This is a genomic window from Psychrobacter sp. ASPA161_6, assembly GCF_051970285.1.
Classification (GTDB): domain Bacteria; phylum Pseudomonadota; class Gammaproteobacteria; order Pseudomonadales; family Moraxellaceae; genus Psychrobacter; species Psychrobacter glaciei.
This window is the reverse complement of record NZ_JBEFNJ010000001.1, coordinates 1,426,422-1,453,163: the sequence shown is the minus strand read 5'-3', so window position 1 is coordinate 1,453,163 and position 26,742 is coordinate 1,426,422. Positions and strand designations below refer to the sequence as shown.

The window sequence follows — 26,742 nt, the reverse complement described above, 5'->3', positions numbered from 1 at the left end:
AGTAAATATAATAAAGGGTGTGGCGACAGGTGTTACATATCGTCAAGAAAGCACTATCAAAACAGTCAAAGCTAAAAAAGAAGTGATTGTATGTGGTGGTGCGATTGAATCTCCTCGTATTTTGATGCTATCAGGCATTGGGGCAAAATCAGAGTTAGAAAAGCTTGGTATTAATGTGATTATCGATAGCCCCGGTGTAGGTAAAAACCTCCACGACCATAACTTAAGCCCTGTAATATATGAAGGAAAGAAGGAAGTTCCACCACCAAGTGACATGTCTATTCAAGTATTGCATGCTCATATGTTTGCAAAAACTCAGACAGCTCTACCAGGGGCCGATATGCAGCCACTTTTTTTCCATGTTCCTTATTACGTACCTGGTCAAGATAGTTCCGTTCAAAATGCATTCTCTCTAGTAGCTGCAGGAGTTAGACCGACCTCACGCGGTAGGATTACACTAAACAGTTCTAATCCTGATGATAAGATGAATATCGATCCAAATGTACTTGATACACAATATGATGTCGATACATTAGTGACTTCGATTAAACAAATGCGTAATATCGCAAACCAACCAGCCTTAAAAGAATGGCGTGGTCGAGAAATATATCCAGGTGAAGATGTTAAAACAGATGAACAAATTGCAGAGTATGTGCGTTCGTCAGTTGTAAGTTACCATCACCAGAACGGCACCTGTAAAATGGGAAGTGATGGTTTGGCAGTGGTGACACCACGATTAAAGGTTCGAGGTGTTAAAAAACTGCGTGTGGTAGATGCCTCTATTTTCCCGTTCGTTATGGCTGGTAATACAAATGCACCCACAATTATGGTAGCAGAGAAGGCAGCTGACATGATTAAAGAAGACAATACATAAACTATGTATGGAGTCAGATATCCAAATCGGACTTCATGTTAATATTTTTCAGCCTTTAAAAATAAATCAAGGTTACCCATAAGCTAATAGCTTATGGGTTTTTTTGGCTATGTTGGGCAGCAGTAAAATATTTATACATCAAAGAGTTGGTTAGTTATGCCATTAATAAGCGCATGACAGCAGATTTAGTATCAATATGGCAATTAAGAATAGACGACCCAACCAAAAGCTGATTTGGTATTCTGACAGAAGTAGTCAGTACTGTAGCCATGCCTGCCACAAGATCATCAAGAAGCATCAGTTTAAGGGCTAAACGAGTGCTAAAGGTAACTGCTTTGACAAACCCCAATATTAACAATACCACCTAAGTAAAATACCAAATTAAAAAAGTTACCGAGGCTATATTTGGTATAGCGTTGGCAACCTTTTTTTATGTTTTTAATATCTAAAAATAAGTTTATACGTTCATTATAATTAGATTTTCAGCCTCTCAATAGCGAAGTCATCATCACCTAAGAAAATATGTCCTGGCTTGTAGATTGTAGTCACTAAGAAACAGATCAAAAACACAAATGTTTAGTATGGAAATAGGTTTTTAATCAATTGTCTGAGCAATCCGATGATGAATAAACTTTGTTAGATGCAGCTGTTTCTGATGCATCCATAATTTTTCAAGCATAAATAGTGCGTCGTACCTAGTCCTACATCAAATAAGTATGCCTCACCATCACGAATAACAGAAATAACTGAACCAGCTTATTTAGCGCTAGTTATTGACATACCTATTCTAAGTTTAATTCAAGCGTTATGAAATGAACAACCTTGTTATAGAGTAAGAGCGTTTAAATCATAGAGCAGGATCATCTAATCTGTTGCATCAACTTGTAGTAAGAACATCGTCTGACTACCTTCTAACGATAGGCTTAATAGTGATGCCTTTCTCACTATTTTCTGCTGCTTTATTAATATCCTTGAGATCGTAAAATTTAACCAGTTTATCGAATGGGAATTTACCCGCCATGTAAAGGTCTACCAGCACGGGTATTAAAGTGCTTGGCACACTGTCACCTTCAACCACACCAATCAGCTTTTTGCAGTTTTGCATGACATCGGTCAGATCTAACGCAGCTGTTGTGCCAGGCTTTGAGGCGCCAACAATAGCTCCGATGCCGCGAGGGCGTAATGAGGTAATCATATTTGAGACCAGGACACCTATACCCGTAGAATCCATCGCAAACTGCGCACCGCCGCCCGTAATTTCTTGAATACGTGCAACAGTACTTTCTTCTTTGCTGTTGATTACATGTGTTGCTCCAATCTTCAGCGCTAGCTCCAACCTCGAAGGTACAATATCAACTGCGATAATCGTCGTAGCACCAATCGCTGCGGCTTCCATTACTGCTGATAGTCCAACGGCACCGCCGCCCCACGCAACGAAGCTAGAACCAGCTGTGACTTTGAGTGCATTTATGACGGTACCTGCACCTGTTTGAATGCCACAGCCTAAAGGTCCTAGTAGTTCAAGTGGTGCATCTTTGCGAACTTTGATAACGTTGCGCGCATTTGCTACAGCATACTGACCAAACGATGACTGACCAAAGAATCGATCATTCAGTTCGGTATCGTTGCTTGCAATTAAGGCATGAAAACCATCAACTCTTTGACCAGAAAAATTATACTGATTAAAGCTTTCGCAATAAGCAGGGTGACCTTCATGGCAAGAATCACATTTATTGCAGTTTAAAAAAGTCATAACAACATGGTCGCCAATAGCGATGTCTGTTACTTTACTGCCGATAGACTCAATAATACCAGAGCCTTCATGCCCCAGTACTATTGGGTGCGGAAAAGGGAAAACTTGATCTCGGGCGATCATGTCGGTATGGCACATGCCGGTTGCTACAACACGTACCAGCATTTCGTCATCTTGTATAGTATCGGTTTTGACTTGCTCAATTTGGAATGGCCCACCTTTTTGGCGAATCACTGCTGCCGTGTAGCTAGTAGGGGTTGTCTGTGTCATGGCGATTCCTCTGAGTTACTGGCTAAAGATGCTAGAGTCATACGTTTTTCAGGTTTTATTAACAATAGCAATGTTGACGAAAATAATGTTAAGCGATTAAGACTGACAAGTAGCACTGGCTTCTTTGGCTTTTTGATACACTGTTTGTGCGTCTAAATTCAGCGCTGTGACATCTTTTAGGTACTTTTGAGTACCAGCTTCTAACGGACCTTTCCATTTTGGATCGTTTAATGGGTCTGGAATGTCTATCATCGTGTCACCCTTGGCTTTGGCTTCTGCCATATATTTTGCATCTTCTGCATCAAATACTTTGCCTGCCGCTGCTGCCATTTGCATGCCTGAGTTGTCATCAATAACTTTTTTGAGGTCGTCCGGTAGGCTGTTATATTTGTCTTTATTCATAGTCACCATAATGGCGGAACTATAAAAAGGGATATTAGTGTGGGTGTTGGTTAGCTCTATCAGTCTAAAAGACCCTGTTGCATCCCACGGCAGACTTAATCCATCTAACACACCGCGTTGCAGCGACGTATAAATATCCGTCGCAGGTAAGCCCACTGGCGTGCCGCCTGCCGCTTCAATAATATCGCCTGCAATGGCAGAGGGACGACGCATCCGTAAGCCTTTTAAATCATCTGGCGTGCGAATGGCTTTATCAATGGTGTGCATGCCGCCTGGGCCTGTACCCATCATAAACAATAGATGGGTGTCCTTATACTCATCCGCTATCACTCCATCGTCATATAAGGTTTGGAGCATACAGTTCATTTGGGTTGCTGAGTTAGAAAGCCCTGGTAGTTCTGCTACTTGGGTCAATGGAAAGCGTCCATTGGTATAGCCTTGAAGCTGGGAGCCTATATCGACAGTACCTTTAGCAGTGGCATCATAGGTGGCATCAGGTTTACTCAGGGTCGCTGAAGGATAAAGCTCAACTTTGATTCGACCGCCTGATTCTTGCTCAATCTTGTTAGCCCAGGGTTCAAAGATTTCGGTATGGGTCGCTGCTGTGGCTGGCCAAAAATGAGAGAAACGCAAAGTGGTCGTTTCAGCAGCATCTGCTGTTGCCGTGTCGCTTGATGGCGAGCAGCCAGTGAAACCAATCATTGCGGCCAGTGCCAAACTGATAGGGAGTATTTTTGTCATCATAAGTTCCTTTTGTGATGTTTGTTCTAAATAAGAATTTATGTTCGTATAGTGAATTAAAATACGCTTTTTTTACTTTGCTGTCAATCAGATTGCAGCTTTGGTTTTTACTCTATCAAATTCGTATCTAATATTATTTTTTCAATAGCGTTTATGACCACCTGACATTGCCTGTGTGCTGCACCGCAATAATTTAGCGGAGATAAAATAACTAATAGGGCAGGGTCATCATGCAAAGATGGTGACGCTGCTGCTAGTAGTGGCAAAAAACTTGCTACAAACCCTTGATGGTTAAGGTGTGCATCATGACTGGCCTGAGCGATTAATGGATAGATTTGAGCTTTACTTGACTCAAAATGGCGTTGCAATTTTTTGATGAGGTAGGCGTCGCTATTCAGATCCAAATTGGCATCCATGCGCTCAGGGTAGACTTGCACACCTTGCAACAATGTTTTTAGATAAGCAGCAGCACCTGCCACCAAAGCAGTCCCCTCTGTTAAAGGCACCCAGCTGGCATGCCATTGTCCTAATGCGCGCTCAAAGGGCTGTGCGGTTGTATTGCTTATCACGCTCATATGCCCGTGCATTCTTAATGTCGCCGCTTTGATTAAGGCACACAATATTGGGTTTCGTTTGTGCGGCATTGACGATGACCCTCCCATACCTGCAGTGGCAGGCTCGGACACTTCACCCAGTTCAGATTGGCACATAAGAGCAATGTCTTCGACGATATTTTCCATTGCGCCTGCACAGGCATCTAATATAGATGCGATAGCATGAATAGGCTGTCTATTGGTATGCCAAGGGAGCAAGGGTACGGATAAGCCTATCAATGTGGCAACCTGCTGCGGCAAGTCATGCTGTTCATTTTTTTCATCACTCATGCCAACGGGACCGCCCCATTGCAGGTAAAACCCTGATTGCTCTATTTTCTGTAAATTGGGAACGACCGCTATTAAGGAGGCTGCCCACTGTGAGACTTTTGCCCCAAAAGTGATGGGTAGCGCTTGTTGCATCAGTGTTCTGCCAGACATAGGGGTTGCATCATGCTGTTCAATCAAAAGACTACAAGCTTTGAGCGCTGCTATCAAATCTTGGTTAATATGCTGAAAAGCGGTTTTGAGCATCATCATCATCGCGGTATCAATGACATCTTGACTGGTGAGCGTTTGATGAAAATAGGGCTTTATATCTAAGGGTAATAAAGCTTTGGCTTGAGCCACAAAGGGAATGGCAGCATTGCCTCCTAAATAAGTTTGTGCACCGATGGCATCAATATCAAACAAATCTAGCGACAACGCCTGCTTAGATTGCTGATGTGTATTATGCGGTACTAGGTGGTTTTTTTCTCGCACTGCGACTATGGCCAGCTCAAAATCTAGCATCGCTTGGATGAACAGACGGTCAGATAAGTCGTCGGCGATACTGGGGTGTACAAAAGGCTGATTGATTAATCGATTGATTTTCATTTAAAATCCCTAGTTTTGGTAAGTATAAAATAGTATGTCTATGAAACAAGATAAGAAAATATCTTCTGATAGTCCAGACTTCGTTGCCTCTCTCGCAGGTGGTCTGAGCGTGTTGCTGACGTTTGATGAAAACCACTCGACGATGACGTTGAGTGAAGTGGCTGAACGTACCAATATGGATAGAGCAAAAGCGCGGCGGTATCTGTTGACCTTGCATGCCCTTGGTTATGTCCATAAAGATAAGCGCCAGTTTAAATTGTCACCTAAAACGTTGAGCCTTGGCGCCAGCTACTTGAGCAGTGTGCATCATCATGACATTATTCAATTTTATTTAGAACGTGTGACCGAACAAACAGGGGAATCTTGTTCATTTGCCGTGTTAGACGGTGACGAAATAGTTTATATTGCCCGTTCTGCAGCTCAGCACCGGTTGTTGTCTATTGCTATAGCGATTGGCACAAGGTTGCCCGTTGCTTATACGTCTATGGGGCGTATTATTCTTGCCAACTTGCCTCAAGAAGAGCTTGAGGCGCAGCTAAGTAATATTGAGCTAAGCGCGCACACACCGAACAGTATTACTGACCCTAAAATATTTGCACAAATGCTAAAAGACGCTAAACAACAGCAATATGCGGTTGTCGATCAAGAGTTGGATTCAGGTTTGCGCTCACTGGCATTGCCTGTTTATAAATCAAACAATGAGCTGATTGGTGCGATTAATATTAGTACCAATGCCATGCGTGTCTCTCAAGAAGTGTTGATTGAAACATTTTTACCGCTACTACGTGACTGTGCTGAAAAAATACAAACATACTATATCTAATGTAATAACTGGGTCTAACGAAGTATCTGAATGTAGCGTGATAGTCAGCTTTAATAAGCTAATTAAGCCGAGAGCTTTATCCTGCTATACTTTATAAAAATTTGCGATGAGGTTATCGCTTTTATTGAATATTCGCAAAATATCTTTTATTTTTAAGCTAGAGACACTTTATTAGATTGTCTCTAGGAAAAGGTTGTCAACGCTATTTTAGATCAAGCGCTGACAGCCTTTTTTTATCTTTTATTTAAGTGAGACATACAAAATTTATGCTTAATAGGCTGACTTTTCTCATTTAAAACAATGGCAAGCGCCAAAAAATAAATTATTGACAGTGTAATAGAAAAAGTATAGCTTAGTTCTTAATATGAACATTAATTCTAATTAAGAACAATATATCATATTCGTAGAATACATAGGTGTCATTATTAACGGTAAGCTATGTTTGTGCTTTACAAAGATAAGTTGTCGTTAATACATACACCAGTCATTGATCAGAAAGCCAAGGATGGCAGTGCCGCTTGTCCGCTTCAATAGTCGTCAAGCTGACTGACGTATCATTTATATTCAAGGAAGATAATACAATGAAAGGCAAATTCAAGATTAAAGGCATGTCTATGCTAATTGTATTAGCACTAGGTATGGCAGGTTGCTCGGGTCAAGCAGATGGCACAAGTGCTAAAGCTGACATCACTGTTTTAAGGTTTTCACACTTTTGGCCTGCCACTTCTGCGATGCATGTTGAGGTGTTTGAACCGTGGGCCAAAAAAATTGAGACTGAATCCAATGGCCAACTAAAGGTCGAAATTTATCCGTCAGCCACATTGAGCAAGCCTGAAGCCATGTATGACTCTGCTGCCAAAGGTATCATTGATATTGGCTCTCAAGCACATGGGTATACGGCTGGTCGTTTTCTGTTGACTCAAATTGCTGAGCTTCCAGGTCTTTCTAATTCTGCAACGCAAATGGGTTGCATTCTACAGACGCTTTATGACGATGGCACCATTGCCAGTGAATATAAAGACACGCATTTATTGTTTATGATGGGTGCAGGCCCTGCAGCGATTCATACGGTGGATAAACCGATTCGTGTTCCTGCTGACATGAAAGGTCAGCGTATCCGCCGGCCCTCTGCCATTGCAGGTGATATTATTGAAGCCACAGGCGGTACGCCAGTCGGCCTGCCAGCAAATGATTTATACACGTCTTTACAACGCGGCGTGATCGATGGACTCAGCTTTCCTTGGCAGCCAACCGGTGACTTCCGATTACTAGAGTTAACCAAAGCCCATACCAACATTCCTTTTTATAATTCAGCGTTACTGGTGACCATGAACAAAAACAAATATGACAGCCTTCCTGATAATCTCAAAAAAGTTTTAGATGACAATTCAGGCAAAGTCATGGCCGATTTGGTAGGTACAATTACTGATAAAGAAGATGCCAAATTTAGAGCAGAGGCAATTGCAGCAGGGCATACGATGATTGACATCCCTGATCCGCTGAATGATCCTGACTGGAGAGACCCTTTAATGGAAGGTACTCAAAAATATTTGAAAGATGTTAATGCTTTGGGCTTAGATGCTGATGGTGTGTACGAAAAAGTAAAAACCGTCAGTGAGAGCTGCAATGTTTAATGCATGACTAGGTGGGTGGTCATAATGGCTGTGAACCCTATCGGGGTTTCAGTCTTAGCACGGCTATACTCATCTCAACCTTATTATCAATTTTTACTGAATTTTAAAGGATTAAAATGATGAAAAACATCACACACCCAACGGGCCTCTTTGATAACAGTGCAAGAGACTACAAGCATATTACGGCAGTTCCTTTGGCAGCTGCGATGGGGGCAGAAATACAAGGTGTCGATTTAAGCAACCTAACAGATGAGGCTTTTGCCGAAATTGAAGCGGCGTTGTATCGACACAAGCTGATTTTTTTTAGAGATCAAACGCTGTCTTTTACAGATCATGAGAATATAACCCTGAGGTTTGGTGAGTTTGGCACAGATGCTTATACCAAAGGGGTGGTTGGTCACGAGAACATTCAACCGGTCATTAAAGAGGCCACAGTTGAGACCAAAATGGTGTTCGGTAGTGGTTGGCACACAGACTCTGCTTTTTTAGACTGTCCACCTGCCATTGCCATCAACTATGGTAAAGACATGCCTCCTTATGGCGGTGATACACTATTTGCGAATTCTGTATTGGCGTATAACAGTTTAAGCCCTGCCATGAAAAAAATGATAGACCCACTCAAGGTATGGATGAGTGCCAAACATGTGGTTGCCTCTATGCAGGCTGAGCGAAAATCAAAAAAAGCGAGTGAGCTTGGTAGCCTTGAGCTGGATGTAGATACCCAAAAGATGATAGAAGGTACATATCACCCATTGGTCAGAACTCATCCAGTCTCAGGAGAAAAATCGCTATATGTTGATAAAACCTATGCTTGCGGCATAGAGGGCATGACAGAAGAAGAGTCACGGCCTTTGCTGGATTTTTTATCTGGTTTTGCCACGCAAGAGTCTTTTGTCTGCCGACTAAAATGGTATAACAATACGGTGATAATGTGGGACAACAGAATCTGTTTGCATCAAGCATTTAATGATTATGATGGCCACAGAAGAGAGATGTATCGTGCCGTCGTCATGGGTGAAAAACCACAATAAAAGGACAATACCATGAAAGATATTTTTGACTCGATAGTAATGCCTATAGGTTACAGTGACGTTGAGTGGCAAGCCAGAATAGAGCTGGCGTTGTGCTATAGAATGGTAGACTACTATGGGTGGACAACACAGGTCTACAATCATATCTCATACCGCATACCCGGCACAGAGCATTTGCTGATTAATGCCTTTGGCCTTTTATATAGTGAAATCACGCCCTCAAACCTTGTAAAAATAGACTTTGATGGCAACAAGCTTGATGATTCGCCATACCCTGTCAATAAAGCGGGCAATGTGATTCATACCGCTATTCATAAAGGTCGCCCCGATGTGCATTGTGTGATGCACACACATAACACTGATGTACAGGCAGTAAGTGCATTGGCATGTGGTTTTATACCGTTGTTTCAAGAAGCTTATATGTTTCATGAGCGAGTGGGTTACCATCCTTTTGAAGGCATTGTGCTCGATGAGAGGGAGCAGGCGCGGCTTGTAGATTCTATTGGCACAAAGAACCACACGCTCATGCTCAATAATCATGGCGTTATAACCACTGGTCCTGATGTAGCATGGGCATTTATGCGAATGTACCAAATGATACAAGCTTGTCAGGTTCAGCTAAAAGCTATGGCTTCTGGTGGCGAGTTACTACAAGCGAATGCAGATGCCATGAGCAAAACAAGAGAGCAGTTTGAGGGAGGCGAGGCCCAAGCGGGTGCTCAGGTTAGATTACCCGAATGGCCTGCATATTATCGCTTGATGAATCGAATTGACCCTAACTGGATACGATAGCTCCCTCTTATTGATATGCACTGTGCTATTAGTTTATGCCTATTAATGAGTGTGTTGATGGCGATAAAAACCCATGGTAATGCATGGGTTTTTTATTTAAAAAAACCAGTGCTTGATATTGACAGATACCAGCAAAAGGTATAAATTAATTCACTATACGAACAATAATTCTAATATAGAACAAAATAGTATTCGTTAAATCATAGCAATTAGTCGTATCAACCTTATCTCTAGGGAGAGAGAACCATGACAGCAGTCTATATTTGTCATCCAAAACGATCAGCGGTTGGCCGCTACGGCGGTGCGCTAGCTGATATCCGCCCTGATGATTTGTTGGCACAAGTTATTAAAGCAGTACTGGCAGATGCGCCTGACTTTGACCACAGTGCCATTGAAGACAGTTTTATGGGCTGTGCTAACCAAAGCGGAGAGGACAACCGTAACGTTGCACGTATGAGCGGATTGTTGTCAGGTTTGACAGAAAAAGTACCAGCAACCACCATCAATCGGTTGTGCGGTTCAGGTCTTGATGCAGTGGGAACGGCTTTTCGAGCAATCGTGAGTGGTGAGATGGAGTTGGCCCTCGCAGGTGGCGTGGAGTCGATGACCCGTGCCCCCTTTGTGGTCGGTAAACCCGAAAAAGCCTATGACCGCAGTCAAACACTACAAGACACCACCATGGGCTGGCGCTTTATCAACAAAAAGCTTGATGCCGTGTATGGCACAGAAGCAATGCCGCGTACCGCAGAAAACCTAGCAGCCAAATACAACATCTCACGCGACGACCAAGATACATTTGCTTTATGGTCGCAGCAAAAAGCTGCCCAAGCACAGAGTGACGGGCGCTTGAACGCTGAAATCACCCCCATTACTATTGAAAGACGTAAGCAAACACCGCTCATTGTTGATACTGATGAACACCCACGCCCCAATACCGATATGGCGGCATTAACAAAGCTACGTCCCATATACGAAAACGGCACGATTACCGCAGGCAATGCCTCTGGTATTAATGACGGGGCTGCTGCCATGCTTATCGCAAGTGCAGCCGCCGTGCAAAAATACGGTTTAACGCCTGTTGCAAAAATAGAGGGCATGGCAACCGCTGGCGTGTTACCAACTATCATGGGTATTGGCCCAGTGCCTGCCACTCAAAAATTGCTCAAACGTCTCAATCTTAGCTTAGATGATATTGATATTATTGAGCTTAACGAAGCGTTTTCTGCGCAAGCATTGGCATGTTCGCGCGAGTTGGGTCTTGATGACCGTGATGCGCGTATCAACCCTAGAGGCGGTGCCATTGCCTTGGGTCATCCGCTTGGCGCATCGGGCGCCCGCATTTTGATTTCAGCCATCCATGAATTACAGCACACCAAAAAAGACCGTGCGCTTTGTACCATGTGTATTGGCGTTGGGCAGGGAATTGCCTTGGTGGTTTCACGAGTAGGAGCAGAATAATGGCATTTTTAGCAACAGTAGCACATCTCATTGCTTACCAAGATAGTGGCGAAACCTACTTACCCGCCTTATTGATGGCGCATCCATTGGGCATGAGCCATGCAGTATGGGATGAGGTGTGTGACCAATTACACGGACATTATCGCTGTGTGCGTTGGGATCTACCAGGGCATGGCAGTAGTGGTGTGGCGACAGATGACTTATCAATAGCGCTGCTTGCCAATGATGCACTGGCACTAGCAGATGCCTTAGATATTGAAAGCTTTAGTTTTATTGGTACTTCCATTGGCGGCGTCATTGGTCAACACTTATGCCAAATAGCGCCACAGCGTTTAGAGCAAGTATGGCTGACCAATACGGGTGCGGTCATTGGTACTAAAGAGGCATGGGCTGAGCGTGCGGACAATGTTCGCCGTTTGGGGCTGACTGAGATGGTAGAAGCGATTACGCCGCGCTGGTTTTCACCAAGCTATGTCGAACAAAACCCTGAGGTGTTACAAGGATGGCAAGTACAGTTATCACGCAATGATAATGAAAGCTATGCCAAACTTTGTGAGGCATTGGCACAAGTCGATAACCGTGACAACCTAGTGGGCTATGCTGGTATGGTTGCGTTGTTGGGCGGCGCTCAAGATGTGTCGACACCGCCTGCCACGCTCAAAGTGCTACAAACGGCATTCACTACTGCAACGTTGACCATATTTGAAGAGGTGGGTCATGTGCCATCTGTTGAAGCATCGCAGCAATTGGTTAACTATATGCAGTGTAATGTAGAGCGTACATCGGTTGGCGAAACTGGTATTGGTTATGAGCAAGGTTTGAAGCAGCGTAAACGCATTTTGGGAGAGGCGCATGTGGCAAAAGCATCCAAAAATGCCAACACTTTAGATAGCCCGTTTCAGCAGTTTATCACCCGCACGGCATGGGGTGAGCTATGGGGCGATAGCAGCTTGACAGTGCAACAACGCAGCATGATTACCACTGCAATATTGGCAGCGCTTGGCCGTGATGGCGAGCTGGGGTTGCATTTGCGTACGGCAAAGCGTTTGGGCATTAACGAAAACCAGCTGCGCCAAGTGCTTATGCATGTGTCGATTTATGGCGGTGTGCCTGCGGCCAATCATGCATTTTCTTTGGCCAAAGATAATGGCTGGGGCGATGCGCTTCTTTAAGGTCGCATTTAACAGCATTAAATCAAAAAGCACACGTTATTGATAAATTTGCTTTATCGCAATGGAGAACAATGCAATGAACCATAAATATCCTTCTTTTTTACCGCGTGATCGGACATGGCAACCTGCGCAGTATACCCCAGGTTACAAAACATCAGTGGCACGTTCACCGCGCCAAGCATTCGTCAGTATCCAAAAATCTAGCGTCTCTGAGCGCAGTGGCCCTGTGTTCAATGGCCTAGAGATTGGTCAATATGACAACGACTTACTTATGAACTTTAGGACAGAAGGTGCACCAGTCGGTCTACCTATCGGCGAGCGCATCATTATGCACGGCCGTGTGATTGATCAGTTTGGCAAGCCAGTTGCAAATACCTTGGTTGAGATGTGGCAAGCAAATGCTGGCGGCAAATACCGTCATAAGAAAGACGGTTATTTGGCACCATTAGATCCTAATTTTGGCGGGGTCGGCAGATGCATCACAGATGCAGATGGCTGTTATCGATTTCGCACTGTGCGCCCAGGCCCTTACCCATGGCCAAACGGCATTAACACATGGCGTCCAGCGCACATTCACGTATCAGTCATGGGGCCTTCAATCTCAACCCGTTTGATTACCCAAATGTACTTTGAAGGTGATCCACTTATTCCACTGTGTCCTATTGTACAAGTGTTAAAAGACCCAGAAGCAGTCGAGACGATGATTGCTCGTCTAGATATGACCATGAGTAAGCCAATGGATTGTTTAGCGTACCGTTTTGACATTGTGGTTCGCGGCGCATTACAAACCTACTTTGAGGAGTAACCCATGTACAGTCAATACAAGTTGCAAGATGACAGTGGTTTGCTGCGCGAGACCGCATCCCAAACAGCAGGGCCTTTCGTTCATATTGGTTTGGCATTAGAAATCGCCGGTTTTGAGTCGCGCTCAGATGAAATATGGCAAGACTTGGCCAAAGCAGATGCAGTCGGTGAGCACATTGAGCTGGTTGGTCATGTGTACGATGGCAATGGTGAGGCCGTACACGATGCGCTCATCGAAATATGGCAAGCAGATAGCAGCGGTCATTACATTAGTGAATTTGACAATAAAAAACCATTCACCAGTTTTGGCCGTAGTGCTTGTGCACTAGATGGCGATTTTCATTTTAATACGGTTAAACCTGGACAAGTGGCCTTTGATGGTCAGCATGGCAAACCTATGGCACCGCACATTAATATCGCTATTTTTGCGCGTGGCATCAACTTGCATTTGCAAACCCGTGCTTATTTTGATGATGAGCTAGATGCCAATGCCAATTGCCCCATTTTAAACAGTGTGCCGTCTACCGAGCGCCGTCAAACTTTAATCGCTAAGAAAGAATCAAGCGCTGGCAAACCTCGCTATCGTTTTGATATCTATTTGCAAGGGGATGGTGAAACCGTATTCTTTGACTTTTAAGTCGGTGCTCTGAATAACACACAGTCAATCTATTCAATCAACAATCGCAATGTATACAGTAATGAGAGGGATTTCATGAATTATAAAACGCAAGTCGCTATTATTGGCGCAGGGCCATCAGGGTTATTACTTGGTCAACTACTGACCAAAGCTGGTATCGACAACGTTATCTTAGAGCGTAAAACAGCAGAGTATGTATTAGGCCGTATCCGTGCGGGAGTACTAGAGCAGGGGACGACTGACTTGATTCGTGAATCAGGTGCTGGCGCACGCATGGATGCAGAAGGTTTGATTCATACGCACACTGATTTTAGCTTTCAAGGTGAGCACCATCAAATAGATGTAGAAAAATATAGTGGCGGCAAACATGTCACGGTATATGGTCAAACAGAAGTGACTCGCGATTTGATGGCGGCGCGTAAGACGGTTGGCGGTGTGACTGTCTATGAGGCTGATAACGTCGAGCTGCACGATCTTGAATCAGACAATCCTTATGCCACCTATGAACTTAATGGGCAATTATTCCGCTTAGATTGTGACTATATAGCTGGGTGTGATGGCTTTCATGGTGTCTCACGAAAATCTATTCCTGCCGATAAGCTAGAAGAGTTTGAAAAGGTTTATCCATTTGGTTGGTTGGGACTGATGAGTGACACGCCGCCCGTTAACGATGAGCTGGTCTACTGCGCTCATGAACGTGGATTTGCGCTTTGTTCTATGCGTTCCCCAACCAGAAGCCGCTATTACATACAAGTTCCAAATACTGACAAAATTGAGGATTGGACTGAAGAGATGTTTTGGGATGAGCTAAAGCGCCGTATTCCACCAAAAATGACGGAACGTTTAGTGACTGGTCCTGCCTTAGACATGAGTATTGCGCCACTACGTTCTTATGTTTGTGAAACCATGCAATACGGTAAGTTGTTTTTATTGGGAGATGCTGCCCATATCGTACCGCCAACAGGGGCTAAAGGCTTGAACCTTGCCGCCAGTGATGTAGAAACAGCGTTTCGTTTATTTGTAAAAATCTATGAAGAAGGGCGGACTGATCTGATTCCACGCTATCAAGAAATCTGTCTAGCCCGTGTTTGGAAGTCGGTCCGTTTTTCATGGTGGATGACTATGCTATTACACCGTTTCGAAAGCAGCGAACGTTTTGATTTTCGCGTACAACAGGCTGAGTTTGAATACTTTATTAACTCAGAAGCAGGGAAGGCGACTATTGCTGAAAACTACGTTGGATTGCCTGTTGAGCCTTTAGAGTAAACCTGTCTGATTTAGCGATTCAACTCTTTTATATAGGATGATGCAATGTTAAATAAAGTGACAGATTCTGCCATCGAAGCCATGAGTAATATCAACGATGGGGCAACCATTTTGATCGGTGGTTTTGGTTTGGCTGGTCAGCCCGCACAATTGATTGATGCGCTGATTGCCCGTAATGCTAAAAATCTAACAATTGTGAGTAACAACGCAGGTAACGGTGAAACAGGATTGGCCTTATTACTAAAATCAGGCTGTGTACAAAAAATCATCTGCTCTTTTCCGCGCCAGCACGACTCACATATTTTTGATGGTCTATACCGAGCAGGTAAAATTGAGCTAGAAGTAGTGCCGCAAGGCACATTGGCGGCCCGCATGCAAGCTGGAGGCAGCGGCCTTGGCGCAATATACACACCAACCGCATTCGGAACACTGCTGGCCGAGGGCAAAGAGACTCGGGTTATTGATGGTAAAAACTATGTATTAGAATACCCCATCAAAGCAGATTTTTCCCTTATCAAAGCTTTTAAGGGAGACCGCTGGGGCAATTTAACATATCGAAAAGCGGCACGTAATTTTGGCCCCATTATGGCGGCGGCTTCTAACCACACGATTGCTCAAGTCAGTGAAGTGGTAGAACTGGGCGCACTTGACCCTGAACACATCGTTACCCCAGGTATCTTTGTACACGAAGTCATTTGTATTCAAGGAGAAGTATCATGAGTGAGTATAAACCGCGTTCCGTTGATGAGATTGCTCAGTGCGTTGCCCAAGATATCAAAGAGGGAATGTATGTCAATCTAGGTATTGGCCAACCAACCCGAGTGGCTGACTTTTTACCAAAGGACAAAGATATCTTTTTGCATAGTGAAAACGGTGTTTTGGGCATGGGCCCTGCCCCTGAAGAGGGTCAAGAGGATGGTGATCTAATTAATGCAGGTAAGCAATACATAACCTTGCTTAAAGGCGGTAGTTATTTTCATCATGGTGACTCTTTTGCCATGATACGAGGTGGCCACATTGATTTGTGTGTGCTGGGCGCGTTTGAAGTTGCTGAAAACGGTGATATTGCCAATTGGTTTTTGGGTCGAGAAAATGACATTCCGGCTGTTGGTGGCGCTATGGATTTGGCCGTTGGTGCCAAACAAGTTTACGTCATCATGGATCATGTCAGCAAAAATGGTGAGCCAAAAATTGTTAAGACTCTCAAATTACCTATCACAGGTGAACGATGTGTCAATCGAATCTATACCGATTTGGCCGTCATTGATGTGACTGAGCAAGGCTTGGTTGTCCGTGAGATGGTCGCAGGTCTGACCTTTGATGCGCTACAAGCCAAAACAGGTGCGAAGCTCATAGGTTAGTACCAAAAACCCCGCGATTACAGTCTACCAATATAAAAGTATTTACCCATCAAGAAAGGACTCAATGATGAATCATCATCTCTCTTTTAGAGGGGTGCAGGCGCTATTGCCTGCGATCTCTAATTTCTCTGGCCATAGCATGGCAGTACTTAGCGAGCTAGGAGGTATCAAATGACACCTTTAGTAAAGCTCAGTCAGGGAATCTCTAAGTTATGTCAATTTATTGGCGGCATCAGTCTTATTATCATTGTCTTGGCCACTATGATAGACGTGGTGACTCGCTATGTGTTCAAGCTCACTGGTGGTGAGGTTGGGTTCACGGTGAAGGGCAGCGTAGAGATTGTCTCTTATTTCATGCTGTTTTCTTTATTGGCCGCTTTTGCCGCTTATGTCGAACGTTCTCAAATCATTGTTGATATTTTTACCCAAAAAATGCTGCAGTCTATCAAAGGCTACATGATGGGCACTTTTATGATGGGGTTTTTCTTGATAGGTCTCGTGTTTGCATGGGGGCTCTATGAGAGTGCTTTTGATGCGCTAGAGTACGGCAAGGTAACGCAAGACCTTCGAGTCTCTATGATGCCCATCTATCTTATCAGTGCCTTTTTGAGTCTTTTACTCGCCATTCGTGCACTTATCGAATCTATTACTATTTTTAAAACGGGCGAGTTTTATGACGCCGAGGAGACAGGCGCATGAGTCCAGAAATTATTGGTGCGATCGGTTTGTTGTGCATGATTGTGATGGTGATGTTACGAGTGCCAGTGGCACTTGCCATGCTAGGCGTTGGGTTAGTAGGATTTGGTGCTGTGACTGCGCCAAGTGGTGCCCTACAGATGCTAAAAGACGTCCCTGTTGACGTGTTGGCAAAATATGATTTTAGTGCCATTCCTCTGTTCATTTTGATGGGCGTGTTTGCGACACATTCGGGTATGGCAAGTAAGCTTTTTGATTCAACACGAACTATTTTTGGTGGTGTTAGAGGCAGCCTTGGTATTGCTGGTATTGGCTCATCGGGTATCTTTGCCTCGATTTCAGGGTCATCTTTAGCGACCGCATCGACAATGGCGCGAGTGGCATTGCCGCAAATGGAAAAATACGGTTATCAGCCAGGCTTTGCTTGTGGGGTTTTGGCCGCAGGTGGGACGTTGGGAATCATGATTCCACCCAGTATTGCTTTACTGGTTTATGCGATTTTAACGCAACAGTCAGTCGGTGACATGTTTATCGCTGGGTTTTTGCCTGGTATTTTGGGCATGGTCATGTATTCAATCACTGTCATGATTATGGTGCGCTGGAAGCCGCATTTGGCACCCCGCGGTGAACGAACGCCATGGAAAGCCAAAATACTGTCATTAACGGGTCTTATACCTTTTAGTTTTATTTTCATCGTCATTATTGCTGGTATCTTCTTTGGTATGTTTACGCCCACTGAAGGGGCTGCGGTTGGCGCATTTGCTGCTTGGGGTTATGCCTTTGTTAAAGGCATGAGACTTGAGGGGCTAAAGCGTTCGTTAACAGAAACCTTGGCCTTATCTGCAGTCGTGTTCTTTATGCTGCTGGGTGCAGAAGCGCTGGGTTATTTTATTTCTGTGTCGCAGATGTCCAATACATTGGCATCGTGGATTGGTGGTTTGGCCGTTAGTCCTATGGTCGTTTTGATCTGTATTTTGTTCATGTACTTTGTGCTTGGGCTGTTTATGGATGCCTTGGCTATGTTGGTGATTACTATTCCTGTGGTATACCCAATTATTTTGGCATTGGGATTTGACCCAGTTTGGTTCGGTATTATTGCCGTATTGACAGTAGAGCTTGGGTTGATTACCCCGCCAATGGGCATGAATATTTTTGTGATTAAGGCGGCTGCACCGCACATAAAGCTCGCTGATATGTTTCGCGGCGTTGCCCCCTTTATTGTATCGGACTTGGTTCGACTGGTGGTTTTAATCGCTTTTCCAGCGATATCTTTGGTGCTTTTGAGCTAGACTTTGTTGTCTGAGCACCTCGCATGATTCATGACACAGCGTATGATTATGCTGAACATCAAGCAAAAGCTGTTTGTGCTGCAATAGTAATACGCTGGTTAGGTTATTGTTTTTAATAAGGAATTTATATGTCCAACTATACTGATTTACATTATCATTATATGGCTGGTGAGTGGCGTGATGGCAGGTCGAGCCACAGCATTGTCACGAGTAACCCGTTCACTGGTGAAGATATCGCCACGTTTAAAGCTGCCAGCTTAGATGATATTAATGAGTCTTATGAGGCACTAGAGCAAGCACAGCAAGACTGGTGTCAGACCAACCCTTATGCTGTAAGCCAGATTGTTGAGCAAGCGGCAAAAGTAATAAGCAATCGCCGAGACGAGTTGGTTGACTTGCTGGTGCGTGAGTCCGGTTCTACCGTGATAAAAGCCAATATCGAGATTGATGCCTGTATTGGGGTTATTAAAGTGGCCGCCGAGTATCCGTTTTTATTAGAAACTACGGTTGCACGCTCAGCCATTCCCAATAAGTTCAACCACATTATTCGTAAGCCAGTAGGTGTGGTAACGGTCATTGGACCCTTTAATTTTCCAATGTTTTTAGCCATGCGATCGGTAGTCACGGCCTTGGCAAGTGGCAACACCGTATTATTAAAGCCTGCCTCTACCACACCCATTACTGGCGGTATCTTACTGGCCAAAATCTTCGAAGAGGCAGGCTTGCCCGCAGGTGTGTTGACAGTGGTTGTGCCAAAAACCTCTGAGATTGGCGATGCGCTATATACACACCCGATTCCTCGTGTGATTTCGTTCACTGGCTCTACTGAGGTTGGTCAGCGCATAGGAGAGATGACTGGTCGTGAAATCAAGCGTTCTATTTTAGAGCTTGGTGGCAATAATGCCTTTGTAGTGCTTGACGATGCCGATATTGATTATGCGGCACGTTCTGCAGTCTTTGGTCGGTTCTTACACAGTGGTCAGATTTGTATGTCAGTGAACCGTGTCATTGTTCATGAGTCTATCTTTGATGCGTTTGCCGAAAAGTTTGTCGAATATACAAGAGGACTGAACGTTGGTGACCCATCAAGACCTGATGTGTTGGTGGGGCCTTTGATTGATGAGCGCGAAGCTGTGCGGGTAGAGCAGGCCGTACAACAAGCAGTGCAAGAAGGTGCTGAGATACTTCTTGAAGGTGAGCGTGACGGTGCGCTCGTTTATCCATATGTTCTAAAGGGCAGTAATGACGTTTATTCTGCACGTACAGAAATGTTTGGCCCTGTGGTTACGTTGATTTCACATAAAGGCGATGCTGATGCCTTACGCTTAGCAAACAACACCGATGCTGGATTGAGCGGTGCTGTGCATTCTGCAGATATCTCCCGAGCACAAAGGTTTGCGGCAGGATGGCGCACAGGCATGGTTCATATTAATGATCAAAGTGTCAATGATGAGCCGCGCGTTGCTTTTGGTGGTGAAAAAGCATCAGGGGTGGGCCGCTTCGGTCGTCATATCACCTTCGATGAGTTCACGACTTATCAATGGGTGTCGGTACAAACGGAACAGCGTCCATATCCGGTTTAGTGATTATTAACAATTGACTTTTAACATATACATGATTGTTATTATTACCAATCATTCAGACATATGAGAATGGCATAGATTGGAAGCTATGCCCATTTATCTATCATAATAATTGTCTACCATCAAAAAGGAATTTATCATGGGCAAAAAAATTTCATTGAGTTTGATAGTTGCCGCTGTCATCGGTATTACAGGTTGTTCAAATTCAAGTGATAGCGCCACACAAAGTGCTCAAGAAGTCACAACCCTACGTTTTTCACATTTTTGGCCAGCCACCTCGACCACAAACACAGAAATATTTGAATACTGGGCAAAAAAAGTAGAGGCAGACTCTAAAGGAAAAATTAAAATTGAGATATTTCCTTCTGCAACACTCAGTAAACCAAACGCAACCTATGATGCGGTTGCCAATGGTGTGGTCGATATTGGGTCTACGCTCCAAGGCTATACCAATGGCCGCTTTCCATTGACTCAAATTTCTGAGTTGCCAGGACTCTCAAACTCGGCAACACAACTAAACTGTATGCTCCATAATCTATATGACGATGGTGTGATTGCAAGTGAGTATGAAGACACTCATGTGTTGTTCATGATGGGTACCGGACCTGGTGGTTTTCACACGGTTGACAAGCCAATTCGCACACCAGATGACTTAGCCGGGATGCGTATTCGAGGTCCTTCAGCCATAACGGGCAATATCATTGACGCGGCAGGTGGCACGCCAGTGGGGTTGCCAGTGACCGATCTTTACACCTCTTTGCAGCGGGGTGTATTGGACGGCATAAGCTTGCCTTGGGATGCTATGGGTTCCTTTAAGTTGACAGAGATAACCAACACTCATACCAACATCCCTTTTTATAGCTCGCCGATTGTTGTGACCATGAATAAAAATAAATATGAAAGCTTGCCAGATGATCTTAAAAAAGTCATCGATAATAATTCGGGTGCGGCGATGGCCAAAATAGCTGGCAAGGTGTTTGATGAAGATGACGCAAGATATATGGCTGAAGCCAAAGCTAAGGGCGATTCAATCATAGATATCCCCAATCCACTAGAAAATCCTGAATGGAAAAAACCTTTAGAAGCGGGCACACAAAAATATTTAACAGATCTTGCCAAGCTGGGTTTGGACGCTCAAACAGCTTATCAAAAAACTATAAAAGCTAGTGCCGCTTGTCAGTCTTAATGGCTAGGTCACTTGCTCCGATAGTAGGGTCTGTAAAGCAGTCAAATATTCAACAGACCTTAGTATTAACAATTTTGACAATCAACGCTTAGCAATAAGCAATTAGTGACAAGGATGTCTTTTATGTCTTCTATGCAGCATACAGATACTGTACAACAAGTGACGTTTCGTTTGATGCGTGAACTTAATATGACAAAAGTATTTGGTAATCCCGGCTCTACTGAGCTTAATTTTTTGAATGATTTTCCTGAAGATTTTGAATACATATTGGCCTTACAGGAGTCATCTGTTGTGGCGATGGCCGATGGCTATGCTCAAGCATCTGGTAATGCCGCTTTTGTCAATCTGCACTCAGCAGTAGGGGTTGGCCATGCCTTAGGAAATATATTCACAGCATATCGAAATCACACACCTTTGGTCATAACGGCAGGCCAGCAATCTCGTAGCATCTTACCATTTGCGCCTTATCTTGGCGCAGATCACGCTGCCGACTTTCCAAAACCGTATGTTAAATGGAGTATCGAGCCTGCGCGTCCTGAGGATGTGCCATTGGCAATCGCTCAAGCGTATCATATTGCAATGCAGCATCCACGTGGTCCAACCTTTGTATCGATACCCTCTGATGACTGGGACAAAACAACCTATATGCCTCATTACTCAAAAGTGATTGAGGGCACAATACCAACGGCGGCAGCCATTGATCAGCTGTTAGAGGTACTCAAAAACAGTCAAAATTTAGCCATAGTTGTTGGTGCAGATGTCGATAGGCAGGGCGCATTTGATACTGCTGTTAAACTGGCTGAGCGGCTACAAGCACACGTTTGGGCAGCACCGTATTCGAGTCGAGCCAGTTTTCCAGAAGACCACCCTCAGTTTGCAGGGTTTTTGCCTGCGCTTCCTGCGCATCTGTCAGAAAAACTGTCTGGGTATGATGTGATTCTGGTGATTGGCGCCCCTGTGTTTACGCTACACATTGCAGGAGATGTGACGATATTTGATTCAGCAGTCAAAATATATCAAATTACCGATGACCCAAAATATGCGGCATTTGCATCGGCAACCACCACTTTATTCGGTTCAATCAATCACAGTATTAGTGCCATGTTGGATAAAATCTTTCCTTTATCTGATTCTCAGAGTGACAAATTTGTCACGCCGCTGCGTCCTGCTACGCCCAAGGTAATGGGCGCAACCCCTATTCCAGTGGAATATGCCATTGATCTACTGTCACATGCACGATCATCTGACTCTATCATCGTCGAAGAAGCGCCTTCTCACCGATCTGTCATTCAACGTTTTTTACCCATTACACAAGCGCAAGGGTTTTTTACGATGTCTAGTGGCGGTCTTGGCTATGCATTACCGGCATCAGTAGGAGTCGCATTATCCACCAATAAACGGGTTGTGTGCTTAATTGGTGATGGGTCTTCTATGTATTCCATTCAAGCTGTTTGGACGGCTGCGCAGTTGAATTTGCCAGTGACATTTATTGTGCTAAACAATTTCGGGTATGGCGCCATGCATTCTTTTGGCAAAATCATGAAGAGTCAGTCTGTACCAGGGCTCGATTTGCCCAATATCGATTTTGTTCAATTGGCTAATAGTATGGGGTGTGAAGGTGCTCGTATCAAAGAGCACGAAAATCTGCCCGAAGCAATCCATAAAGCAGTCAATACATCGGGTTGTTATCTATTAGAAATCATTGTTGATGCAGATACCGGTAATATTTAGCAGCTATTTGTGATGCTGTGAGTTCCATTCAATAAAAAAGTATGATTTTAGACTTATATTTATATAAATATGAGTGTGAAAGGTTTTTTGGATTACTTGAGTTAGGTGGATAAACTTAAAACCATCAAGAAATAATAATTCATTGATAAGGAGATAGAAATGAAGAATGTTATTCCAGTATTAGGTATCATTGCCTTAAGTTTTAGCAGTCTTGTACAAGCTGATACATATATAGTTAATAATTATGCTGATGATAATTCACAAGGAACACTACGCTGGGCAATTGAACAGTCTAATACTAACAACACACAAGGAAATGAGATCTTAATCCAAGCTGTTGGTAGAGCACCTTATATAATTAAAGCTAGTAAACCATTGCCACCAATAAAATCCTCAGTGAAAATTATTGGAACGGAATGGGCTAAAACAGGAGAGTATATTGCAATTGATGGTTCGCAATATATCAAAGGCGAAGGTGCGAAAGCGTGTCCAGGAGCTAATCCTAAACAATATGGAACAAATGTACGTACTACGACATTACCAGGATTGGTTATACAAGATGTTGACGATGTGACGTTAAAAGGTTTAGATATCCATCGTTTCTGTATTGGTGTGCTAATTAATCGTTCAAGTAATAATTTAGTTCAACACAATCGCATAAGTAATAATTATGGTGGTTCTGGTGTGATGCTTACTGGTGATGATGGTCAAGGTAATCCCACCTCAACGACAACTATCAACAATAAAGTGTTAGATAACTTATTTATTGATAACGGTGACGGTTTAGAGCTCACACGTGGTGCTGCGTTTAATCTTGTGGCAAACAATGTTTTTACTTCCACTAAATCTAATCCAGAGCCTTCGCAAGGTGTTGAGATTTTGTGGGGCAACGATAACACTGTAGTTGGTAATAAGTTTGAAAATTATTCTGATGGGTTGCAAATTAACTGGGGAAAACGCAATTACATCGCATATAATGAACTAACCAACAATTCAATTGGATTCAATTTATCGGGTGATGGTAATATTATTGATAGTAATAAAGTGCATGGTAACCGTATAGGTATAGCAATACGCTCAGAAAAAGATAGTAGCGCACGTACTACTTTAACTAAAAATTTAATTTGGGACAATAGTAAGGATATTAAACGTTGCGAAGCGGGTGGTTCTTGTGTGCTTAACCAAAATTTAGGCGCAATTATCTTTGATGTTCCTGGATTGGAGCATGCTGATTTTATTGGGTCTCGTGGTGGTGGTGTAGTAATTGAAGGTGCGAATCTTCAAAAAACTTGTGCTAAGTCAGATAAGGATAATTGTAATAGTATTCCCAATCAAGCAATTCAAACACCGAAATTAAGTGTAAGTAAAGGGGATATTGTGGCAGAGATTAAGGCACAGCCAAACCAGCGTTATCAGCTAGAATTTTTTGCTAATAGTCGGGCAGGTTTTCAAGAGGCCGAACAGTATCTTGGATCAAAAATGGTAGTAACCAATGCTAGAGGAAAAGCAAAGGTGTCTTGGAAGACTATAACGGGCGTAGCAACAGTTACAGCCACATTAACTAATCACCTAGGTGCAACTTCTGAACTGAGTCCTGCTGTAGTTGTTCCTTAATGTCGTATTTTTTACTTAGAAACTATTATAAGCTTTGGTATGAAAGCTCTCACCTAGGTAAAATTCACGGTTTTCAAGGCATTTCAAGCTATTAATTATAAATCTTGAAATGCTTTTTTGTATTTTGAGGGTAGAGCATTACTCTCATATCTTTAAGATGTATTGAACTTCTAAGTTCTTTGACATAAAAATCTTTGGCTCCCAATATATTTTATAAAAATATTAAATTAAAACTGATTTAAACCCTATTTTTACAAAGAAACCCGATAAATCTGATTATTAGTAACTTGATGTATAGTCAAACCCCAATATTAAGCTCCTTACCTAGATAAAAATATGTGATCGATAAAGCCTTTCAAGCTATGAAATATCAAACCCTGGTATTAATAGCGTCACCTAAGAAAAGCAAGTTTCATAACCTAGCCCTCTACACTATACAAATAATAGCATATAGAGCTTTTCCGAATTGCCAGAGTAAGATTGATCCATGGCATATGCACATATTGATGATATTTTAAACACCACAATATGGAAGGATTTACTATCTAATAAGTTATAGTCTTAATAAGAATTTGATCTACTTCAACGTTAACTATTTCTAGTATTAATCTCAATTTTCAGCATAGATAGACTATAAAACTAGCCACGTCATTGTATTCACACCGATTCTAACGCCGGCTGAAAAAGAAAGATGTTACTTTAATCAAAACCTCTTATCAGGTGTCCTAAATTAGTTGACCACTACAGTATAAATAGTATCTTACCTTTACGAGAGGCTGGTTTATTATTTCTGGTAATTAATAAGCAAGATACCATTGAAGAGTTATAGAATAAGTTTGGACCAAGACCAATAACGCATTCTGCCAAGTCTTGCTCGATCATTTTACGACGCATTTCTGCTTCTGAATCACGAAACAAGATACCGTGCGGCTATAATGAAATAGAACGGCCATCATCGAGGTCTAAGCTTTTTTGAATGTGCTGTTGGAATGCATAGTCAGCACACCCTTGTGGCGGTGTGCCCCAGATATTTCTACCATAAGGGTTGTTTTCAAAGGACTGTCTGTCCCAAGACTTAATCGAGTAGGGCGGATTCGCTAATATCACATTAAACTTCTTCAGCTCACCGTTTTCTATTAAGCCTGGATTGGCTAAGGTATCGCCACGCACAATTTCAAACTCTTCAATACCATGCATAAACATATTCATGCGGGCAATGGCAGAGGTAAGCAGGTTAATCTCTTGGCCGTAAAGTTTTAGCGTGCGGTATTCTTTGCCTTCATCCTTTAAATGCAGCGCACAGTTAAGCAATAATCCACCAGAGCCACAAGTAGGGTCGTAGGCTGATTCACCTGGCTGCGGGTCCATAATCATGGTCATCAGCTTTACTACGGTACGGTTGGTATAAAACTCAGCCGCAGTATGACCACTGTCATCGGCAAATTCTTTAATCAGATATTCGTAGGCATTGCCTAGCTTATCATCAGGCACATTGGCTAAATTAAGTGTGTGCTGCGAGTAATGCTCAATAAGGTTCGTGAGCATTGCATCAGATAGACGCTCTTTGTTGGTCCAGCTGGCATCACCGAAGATACCATGCAAGGTATCAGGGTTGGCTTGCTCAATCGCACGCATGGCGCTTTGCAATGCTTGACCAATGTTAACCGTAGTTTCACGAACGTCTTACCAGCGCGCACCTTCTGGAATCTAGAAATGATGGTTTTCAGCAAAGGCTGCGTATTCCATATCTCCGTCTGATTCAGCCAATGCCTTTTCAAACTCTTCATCGTACACATCGGAGATACGCTTAAAGAATAGTAAAGGAAAGATATACTGCTTGTAGTCGCCGGCATCAAACCCCAATATTTCCCAAGCCACCTGAGTATTTCTTTGAAAAATAAAAAATTCGCCAAGCTATATAAGACGGCGCTTATTATCAATTTTTAGTACTAGGGTGTATTAAACAATTGACTCTCTGTCCTATTAAAGTTGATAACAACGTACCCCCGAAAACTTTAGTATTTTCACCTGAGTAATAGATTTTGATAAATCTACAATAATCAGCAAGAGTGAGTATTTTATTGTTTTTATGGCAGGTCTAACGTGTTGATGACTTATAAGTAGGAGTGAAAGATTAGACTATAGTATATAGATTA

Annotated in this window: 22 protein-coding genes and 2 pseudogenes; 19 read left to right on the top strand and 5 right to left on the bottom strand. The window is 43.2% G+C overall.

The genetic code is table 11. From position 1 onward, the window contains the following. Nucleotides 1–874, top strand: an 874-nt coding sequence (locus tag ACTQ9T_RS06075) for a GMC family oxidoreductase (RefSeq protein WP_440464436.1), incomplete at its 5' end; no start/stop codon positions are given. Between the two features lie 104 nt (nucleotides 875–978). Next, nucleotides 979–1,184: pseudogene (locus ACTQ9T_RS06070) on the top strand (IS3-like element ISPar1 family transposase); the annotation flags it as partial. 594 nt (nucleotides 1,185–1,778) lie between these two features. On the opposite strand, the gene ACTQ9T_RS06065 reads toward ACTQ9T_RS06070, so the two are convergent. The 3 genes from ACTQ9T_RS06065 to ACTQ9T_RS06055 all read right to left on the bottom strand — a co-directional run bounded on the left by ACTQ9T_RS06065 (nucleotide 1,779) and on the right by ACTQ9T_RS06055 (nucleotide 5,509). Then, complete coding sequence (locus tag ACTQ9T_RS06065) at nucleotides 1,779–2,897, bottom strand: NAD(P)-dependent alcohol dehydrogenase (protein WP_440464435.1); 1,119 nt, start codon at nucleotides 2,895–2,897, stop codon at nucleotides 1,779–1,781. Nucleotides 2,898–2,993: 96 nt separating this feature from the next. Further along, on the bottom strand, nucleotides 2,994–4,040 hold the full coding sequence (locus tag ACTQ9T_RS06060; protein ID WP_197101002.1) for a TRAP transporter substrate-binding protein: 1,047 nt from the start codon (nucleotides 4,038–4,040) through the stop codon (nucleotides 2,994–2,996). Nucleotides 4,041–4,147: 107 nt separating this feature from the next. Beyond that, nucleotides 4,148–5,509, bottom strand: coding sequence for a lyase family protein (locus tag ACTQ9T_RS06055; protein WP_440464434.1), 1,362 nt, complete (start codon nucleotides 5,507–5,509; stop codon nucleotides 4,148–4,150). A gap of 34 nt (nucleotides 5,510–5,543) precedes the next feature. Here ACTQ9T_RS06055 and ACTQ9T_RS06050 point away from each other — a divergent pair, with 34 nt between their 5' ends. The 17 genes from ACTQ9T_RS06050 (at nucleotide 5,544) to ACTQ9T_RS05970 (ending at nucleotide 24,586) form a co-directional block, all read left to right on the top strand. Next, complete coding sequence (locus ACTQ9T_RS06050; protein ID WP_440464433.1) at nucleotides 5,544–6,332, top strand: IclR family transcriptional regulator domain-containing protein; 789 nt, start codon at nucleotides 5,544–5,546, stop codon at nucleotides 6,330–6,332. A 614-nt stretch (nucleotides 6,333–6,946) separates the two neighbouring features. After that, entirely contained in the window at nucleotides 6,947–7,966 is a 1,020-nt protein-coding gene (locus tag ACTQ9T_RS06045) for a TRAP transporter substrate-binding protein (protein ID WP_440464432.1), read from the top strand. 119 nt (nucleotides 7,967–8,085) lie between these two features. Beyond that, nucleotides 8,086–8,997: a TauD/TfdA dioxygenase family protein gene (locus ACTQ9T_RS06040; RefSeq protein WP_440464431.1), complete on the top strand. Its 912-nt coding sequence runs from the start codon at nucleotides 8,086–8,088 to the stop codon at nucleotides 8,995–8,997. 12 nt (nucleotides 8,998–9,009) lie between these two features. After that, on the top strand, nucleotides 9,010–9,789 hold the full coding sequence (locus tag ACTQ9T_RS06035) for a class II aldolase/adducin family protein (protein ID WP_440464430.1): 780 nt from the start codon (nucleotides 9,010–9,012) through the stop codon (nucleotides 9,787–9,789). 246 nt (nucleotides 9,790–10,035) lie between these two features. After that, nucleotides 10,036–11,247, top strand: coding sequence for a 3-oxoadipyl-CoA thiolase (gene pcaF, locus ACTQ9T_RS06030; protein ID WP_440464429.1), 1,212 nt, complete (start codon nucleotides 10,036–10,038; stop codon nucleotides 11,245–11,247). Further along, the gene (locus ACTQ9T_RS06025) at nucleotides 11,247–12,419 is read left to right on the top strand and encodes an alpha/beta fold hydrolase (protein WP_440464428.1); all 1,173 of its coding nucleotides are present in this window, start codon (nucleotides 11,247–11,249) and stop codon (nucleotides 12,417–12,419) included. Before pcaF ends, ACTQ9T_RS06025 begins: the two co-directional genes overlap by 1 nt. Before the next feature lie 76 nt (nucleotides 12,420–12,495). Next, nucleotides 12,496–13,224 (top strand): protocatechuate 3,4-dioxygenase subunit beta, encoded by a 729-nt coding sequence (gene pcaH, locus ACTQ9T_RS06020; protein WP_201614317.1) that lies wholly within the window; start codon nucleotides 12,496–12,498, stop codon nucleotides 13,222–13,224. Nucleotides 13,225–13,227: 3 nt separating this feature from the next. Continuing rightward, the gene (pcaG, locus tag ACTQ9T_RS06015) at nucleotides 13,228–13,860 is read left to right on the top strand and encodes a protocatechuate 3,4-dioxygenase subunit alpha (RefSeq protein ID WP_440464427.1); all 633 of its coding nucleotides are present in this window, start codon (nucleotides 13,228–13,230) and stop codon (nucleotides 13,858–13,860) included. A 75-nt stretch (nucleotides 13,861–13,935) separates the two neighbouring features. Next, nucleotides 13,936–15,126 (top strand): 4-hydroxybenzoate 3-monooxygenase, encoded by a 1,191-nt coding sequence (pobA, locus tag ACTQ9T_RS06010; protein WP_440464426.1) that lies wholly within the window; start codon nucleotides 13,936–13,938, stop codon nucleotides 15,124–15,126. A 45-nt stretch (nucleotides 15,127–15,171) separates the two neighbouring features. Then, the gene (locus ACTQ9T_RS06005) at nucleotides 15,172–15,846 is read left to right on the top strand and encodes a 3-oxoacid CoA-transferase subunit A (RefSeq protein ID WP_440464425.1); all 675 of its coding nucleotides are present in this window, start codon (nucleotides 15,172–15,174) and stop codon (nucleotides 15,844–15,846) included. Beyond that, nucleotides 15,843–16,487 carry a 3-oxoacid CoA-transferase subunit B gene (locus tag ACTQ9T_RS06000; protein ID WP_440464424.1) on the top strand — a complete coding sequence of 215 codons (645 nt, stop codon included), beginning with the start codon at nucleotides 15,843–15,845 and terminating at the stop codon, nucleotides 16,485–16,487. Before ACTQ9T_RS06005 ends, ACTQ9T_RS06000 begins: the two co-directional genes overlap by 4 nt. 171 nt (nucleotides 16,488–16,658) lie before the next feature. Continuing rightward, entirely contained in the window at nucleotides 16,659–17,186 is a 528-nt protein-coding gene (locus tag ACTQ9T_RS05995; RefSeq protein WP_440464423.1) for a TRAP transporter small permease, read from the top strand. Beyond that, complete coding sequence (locus ACTQ9T_RS05990) at nucleotides 17,183–18,472, top strand: TRAP transporter large permease (RefSeq protein ID WP_440464422.1); 1,290 nt, start codon at nucleotides 17,183–17,185, stop codon at nucleotides 18,470–18,472. The genes ACTQ9T_RS05995 and ACTQ9T_RS05990 overlap by 4 nt, the downstream gene beginning before the upstream one ends. A gap of 128 nt (nucleotides 18,473–18,600) precedes the next feature. Then, the gene (locus tag ACTQ9T_RS05985) at nucleotides 18,601–20,055 is read left to right on the top strand and encodes an aldehyde dehydrogenase family protein (RefSeq protein WP_440464421.1); all 1,455 of its coding nucleotides are present in this window, start codon (nucleotides 18,601–18,603) and stop codon (nucleotides 20,053–20,055) included. Nucleotides 20,056–20,194: 139 nt separating this feature from the next. Next, the gene (locus ACTQ9T_RS05980) at nucleotides 20,195–21,241 is read left to right on the top strand and encodes a TRAP transporter substrate-binding protein (protein ID WP_197101021.1); all 1,047 of its coding nucleotides are present in this window, start codon (nucleotides 20,195–20,197) and stop codon (nucleotides 21,239–21,241) included. A gap of 123 nt (nucleotides 21,242–21,364) precedes the next feature. Then, a complete protein-coding gene (gene mdlC / locus ACTQ9T_RS05975) occupies nucleotides 21,365–22,972 on the top strand; it encodes a benzoylformate decarboxylase (RefSeq protein WP_227680878.1) in 1,608 nt (535 codons plus the stop codon). A gap of 159 nt (nucleotides 22,973–23,131) precedes the next feature. After that, on the top strand, nucleotides 23,132–24,586 hold the full coding sequence (locus ACTQ9T_RS05970; RefSeq protein WP_440464420.1) for a NosD domain-containing protein: 1,455 nt from the start codon (nucleotides 23,132–23,134) through the stop codon (nucleotides 24,584–24,586). Nucleotides 24,587–25,327: 741 nt separating this feature from the next. Here ACTQ9T_RS05970 and ACTQ9T_RS05965 read toward each other — a convergent pair. Further along, nucleotides 25,328–26,131 (bottom strand): annotated as a pseudogene (locus ACTQ9T_RS05965) (HsdM family class I SAM-dependent methyltransferase). 162 nt (nucleotides 26,132–26,293) lie between these two features. Further along, complete coding sequence (locus ACTQ9T_RS05960) at nucleotides 26,294–26,464, bottom strand: type I restriction-modification system subunit M N-terminal domain-containing protein (RefSeq protein WP_440464419.1); 171 nt, start codon at nucleotides 26,462–26,464, stop codon at nucleotides 26,294–26,296. Nucleotides 26,465–26,742 lie beyond the last annotated feature (278 nt).

What these genes read in the sequence shown, in the direction of transcription:
- ACTQ9T_RS06025 (WP_440464428.1), top strand. Translation starts at nt 11,247, where the DNA reads ATGGCATTTTTAGCAACAGTAGCACATCTCATTGCTTACCAAGATAGT.
- ACTQ9T_RS06055 (WP_440464434.1), bottom strand. Translation starts at nt 5,509, where the DNA reads ATGAAAATCAATCGATTAATCAATCAGCCTTTTGTACACCCCAGTATC.
- ACTQ9T_RS05970 (WP_440464420.1), top strand. Translation starts at nt 23,132, where the DNA reads ATGAAGAATGTTATTCCAGTATTAGGTATCATTGCCTTAAGTTTTAGC.
- ACTQ9T_RS06050 (WP_440464433.1), top strand. Translation starts at nt 5,544, where the DNA reads ATGTCTATGAAACAAGATAAGAAAATATCTTCTGATAGTCCAGACTTC.
- ACTQ9T_RS06060 (WP_197101002.1), bottom strand. Translation starts at nt 4,040, where the DNA reads ATGACAAAAATACTCCCTATCAGTTTGGCACTGGCCGCAATGATTGGT.
- pcaF (WP_440464429.1), top strand. Translation starts at nt 10,036, where the DNA reads ATGACAGCAGTCTATATTTGTCATCCAAAACGATCAGCGGTTGGCCGC.
- ACTQ9T_RS05980 (WP_197101021.1), top strand. Translation starts at nt 20,195, where the DNA reads ATGGGCAAAAAAATTTCATTGAGTTTGATAGTTGCCGCTGTCATCGGT.
- pobA (WP_440464426.1), top strand. Translation starts at nt 13,936, where the DNA reads ATGAATTATAAAACGCAAGTCGCTATTATTGGCGCAGGGCCATCAGGG.
- pcaG (WP_440464427.1), top strand. Translation starts at nt 13,228, where the DNA reads ATGTACAGTCAATACAAGTTGCAAGATGACAGTGGTTTGCTGCGCGAG.
- ACTQ9T_RS06000 (WP_440464424.1), top strand. Translation starts at nt 15,843, where the DNA reads ATGAGTGAGTATAAACCGCGTTCCGTTGATGAGATTGCTCAGTGCGTT.
- ACTQ9T_RS05985 (WP_440464421.1), top strand. Translation starts at nt 18,601, where the DNA reads ATGTCCAACTATACTGATTTACATTATCATTATATGGCTGGTGAGTGG.
- ACTQ9T_RS06065 (WP_440464435.1), bottom strand. Translation starts at nt 2,897, where the DNA reads ATGACACAGACAACCCCTACTAGCTACACGGCAGCAGTGATTCGCCAA.
- ACTQ9T_RS06040 (WP_440464431.1), top strand. Translation starts at nt 8,086, where the DNA reads ATGAAAAACATCACACACCCAACGGGCCTCTTTGATAACAGTGCAAGA.
- ACTQ9T_RS06035 (WP_440464430.1), top strand. Translation starts at nt 9,010, where the DNA reads ATGAAAGATATTTTTGACTCGATAGTAATGCCTATAGGTTACAGTGAC.
- ACTQ9T_RS05990 (WP_440464422.1), top strand. Translation starts at nt 17,183, where the DNA reads ATGAGTCCAGAAATTATTGGTGCGATCGGTTTGTTGTGCATGATTGTG.
- ACTQ9T_RS06045 (WP_440464432.1), top strand. Translation starts at nt 6,947, where the DNA reads ATGCTAATTGTATTAGCACTAGGTATGGCAGGTTGCTCGGGTCAAGCA.
- pcaH (WP_201614317.1), top strand. Translation starts at nt 12,496, where the DNA reads ATGAACCATAAATATCCTTCTTTTTTACCGCGTGATCGGACATGGCAA.
- ACTQ9T_RS05995 (WP_440464423.1), top strand. Translation starts at nt 16,659, where the DNA reads ATGACACCTTTAGTAAAGCTCAGTCAGGGAATCTCTAAGTTATGTCAA.
- ACTQ9T_RS06005 (WP_440464425.1), top strand. Translation starts at nt 15,172, where the DNA reads ATGTTAAATAAAGTGACAGATTCTGCCATCGAAGCCATGAGTAATATC.
- mdlC (WP_227680878.1), top strand. Translation starts at nt 21,365, where the DNA reads ATGTCTTCTATGCAGCATACAGATACTGTACAACAAGTGACGTTTCGT.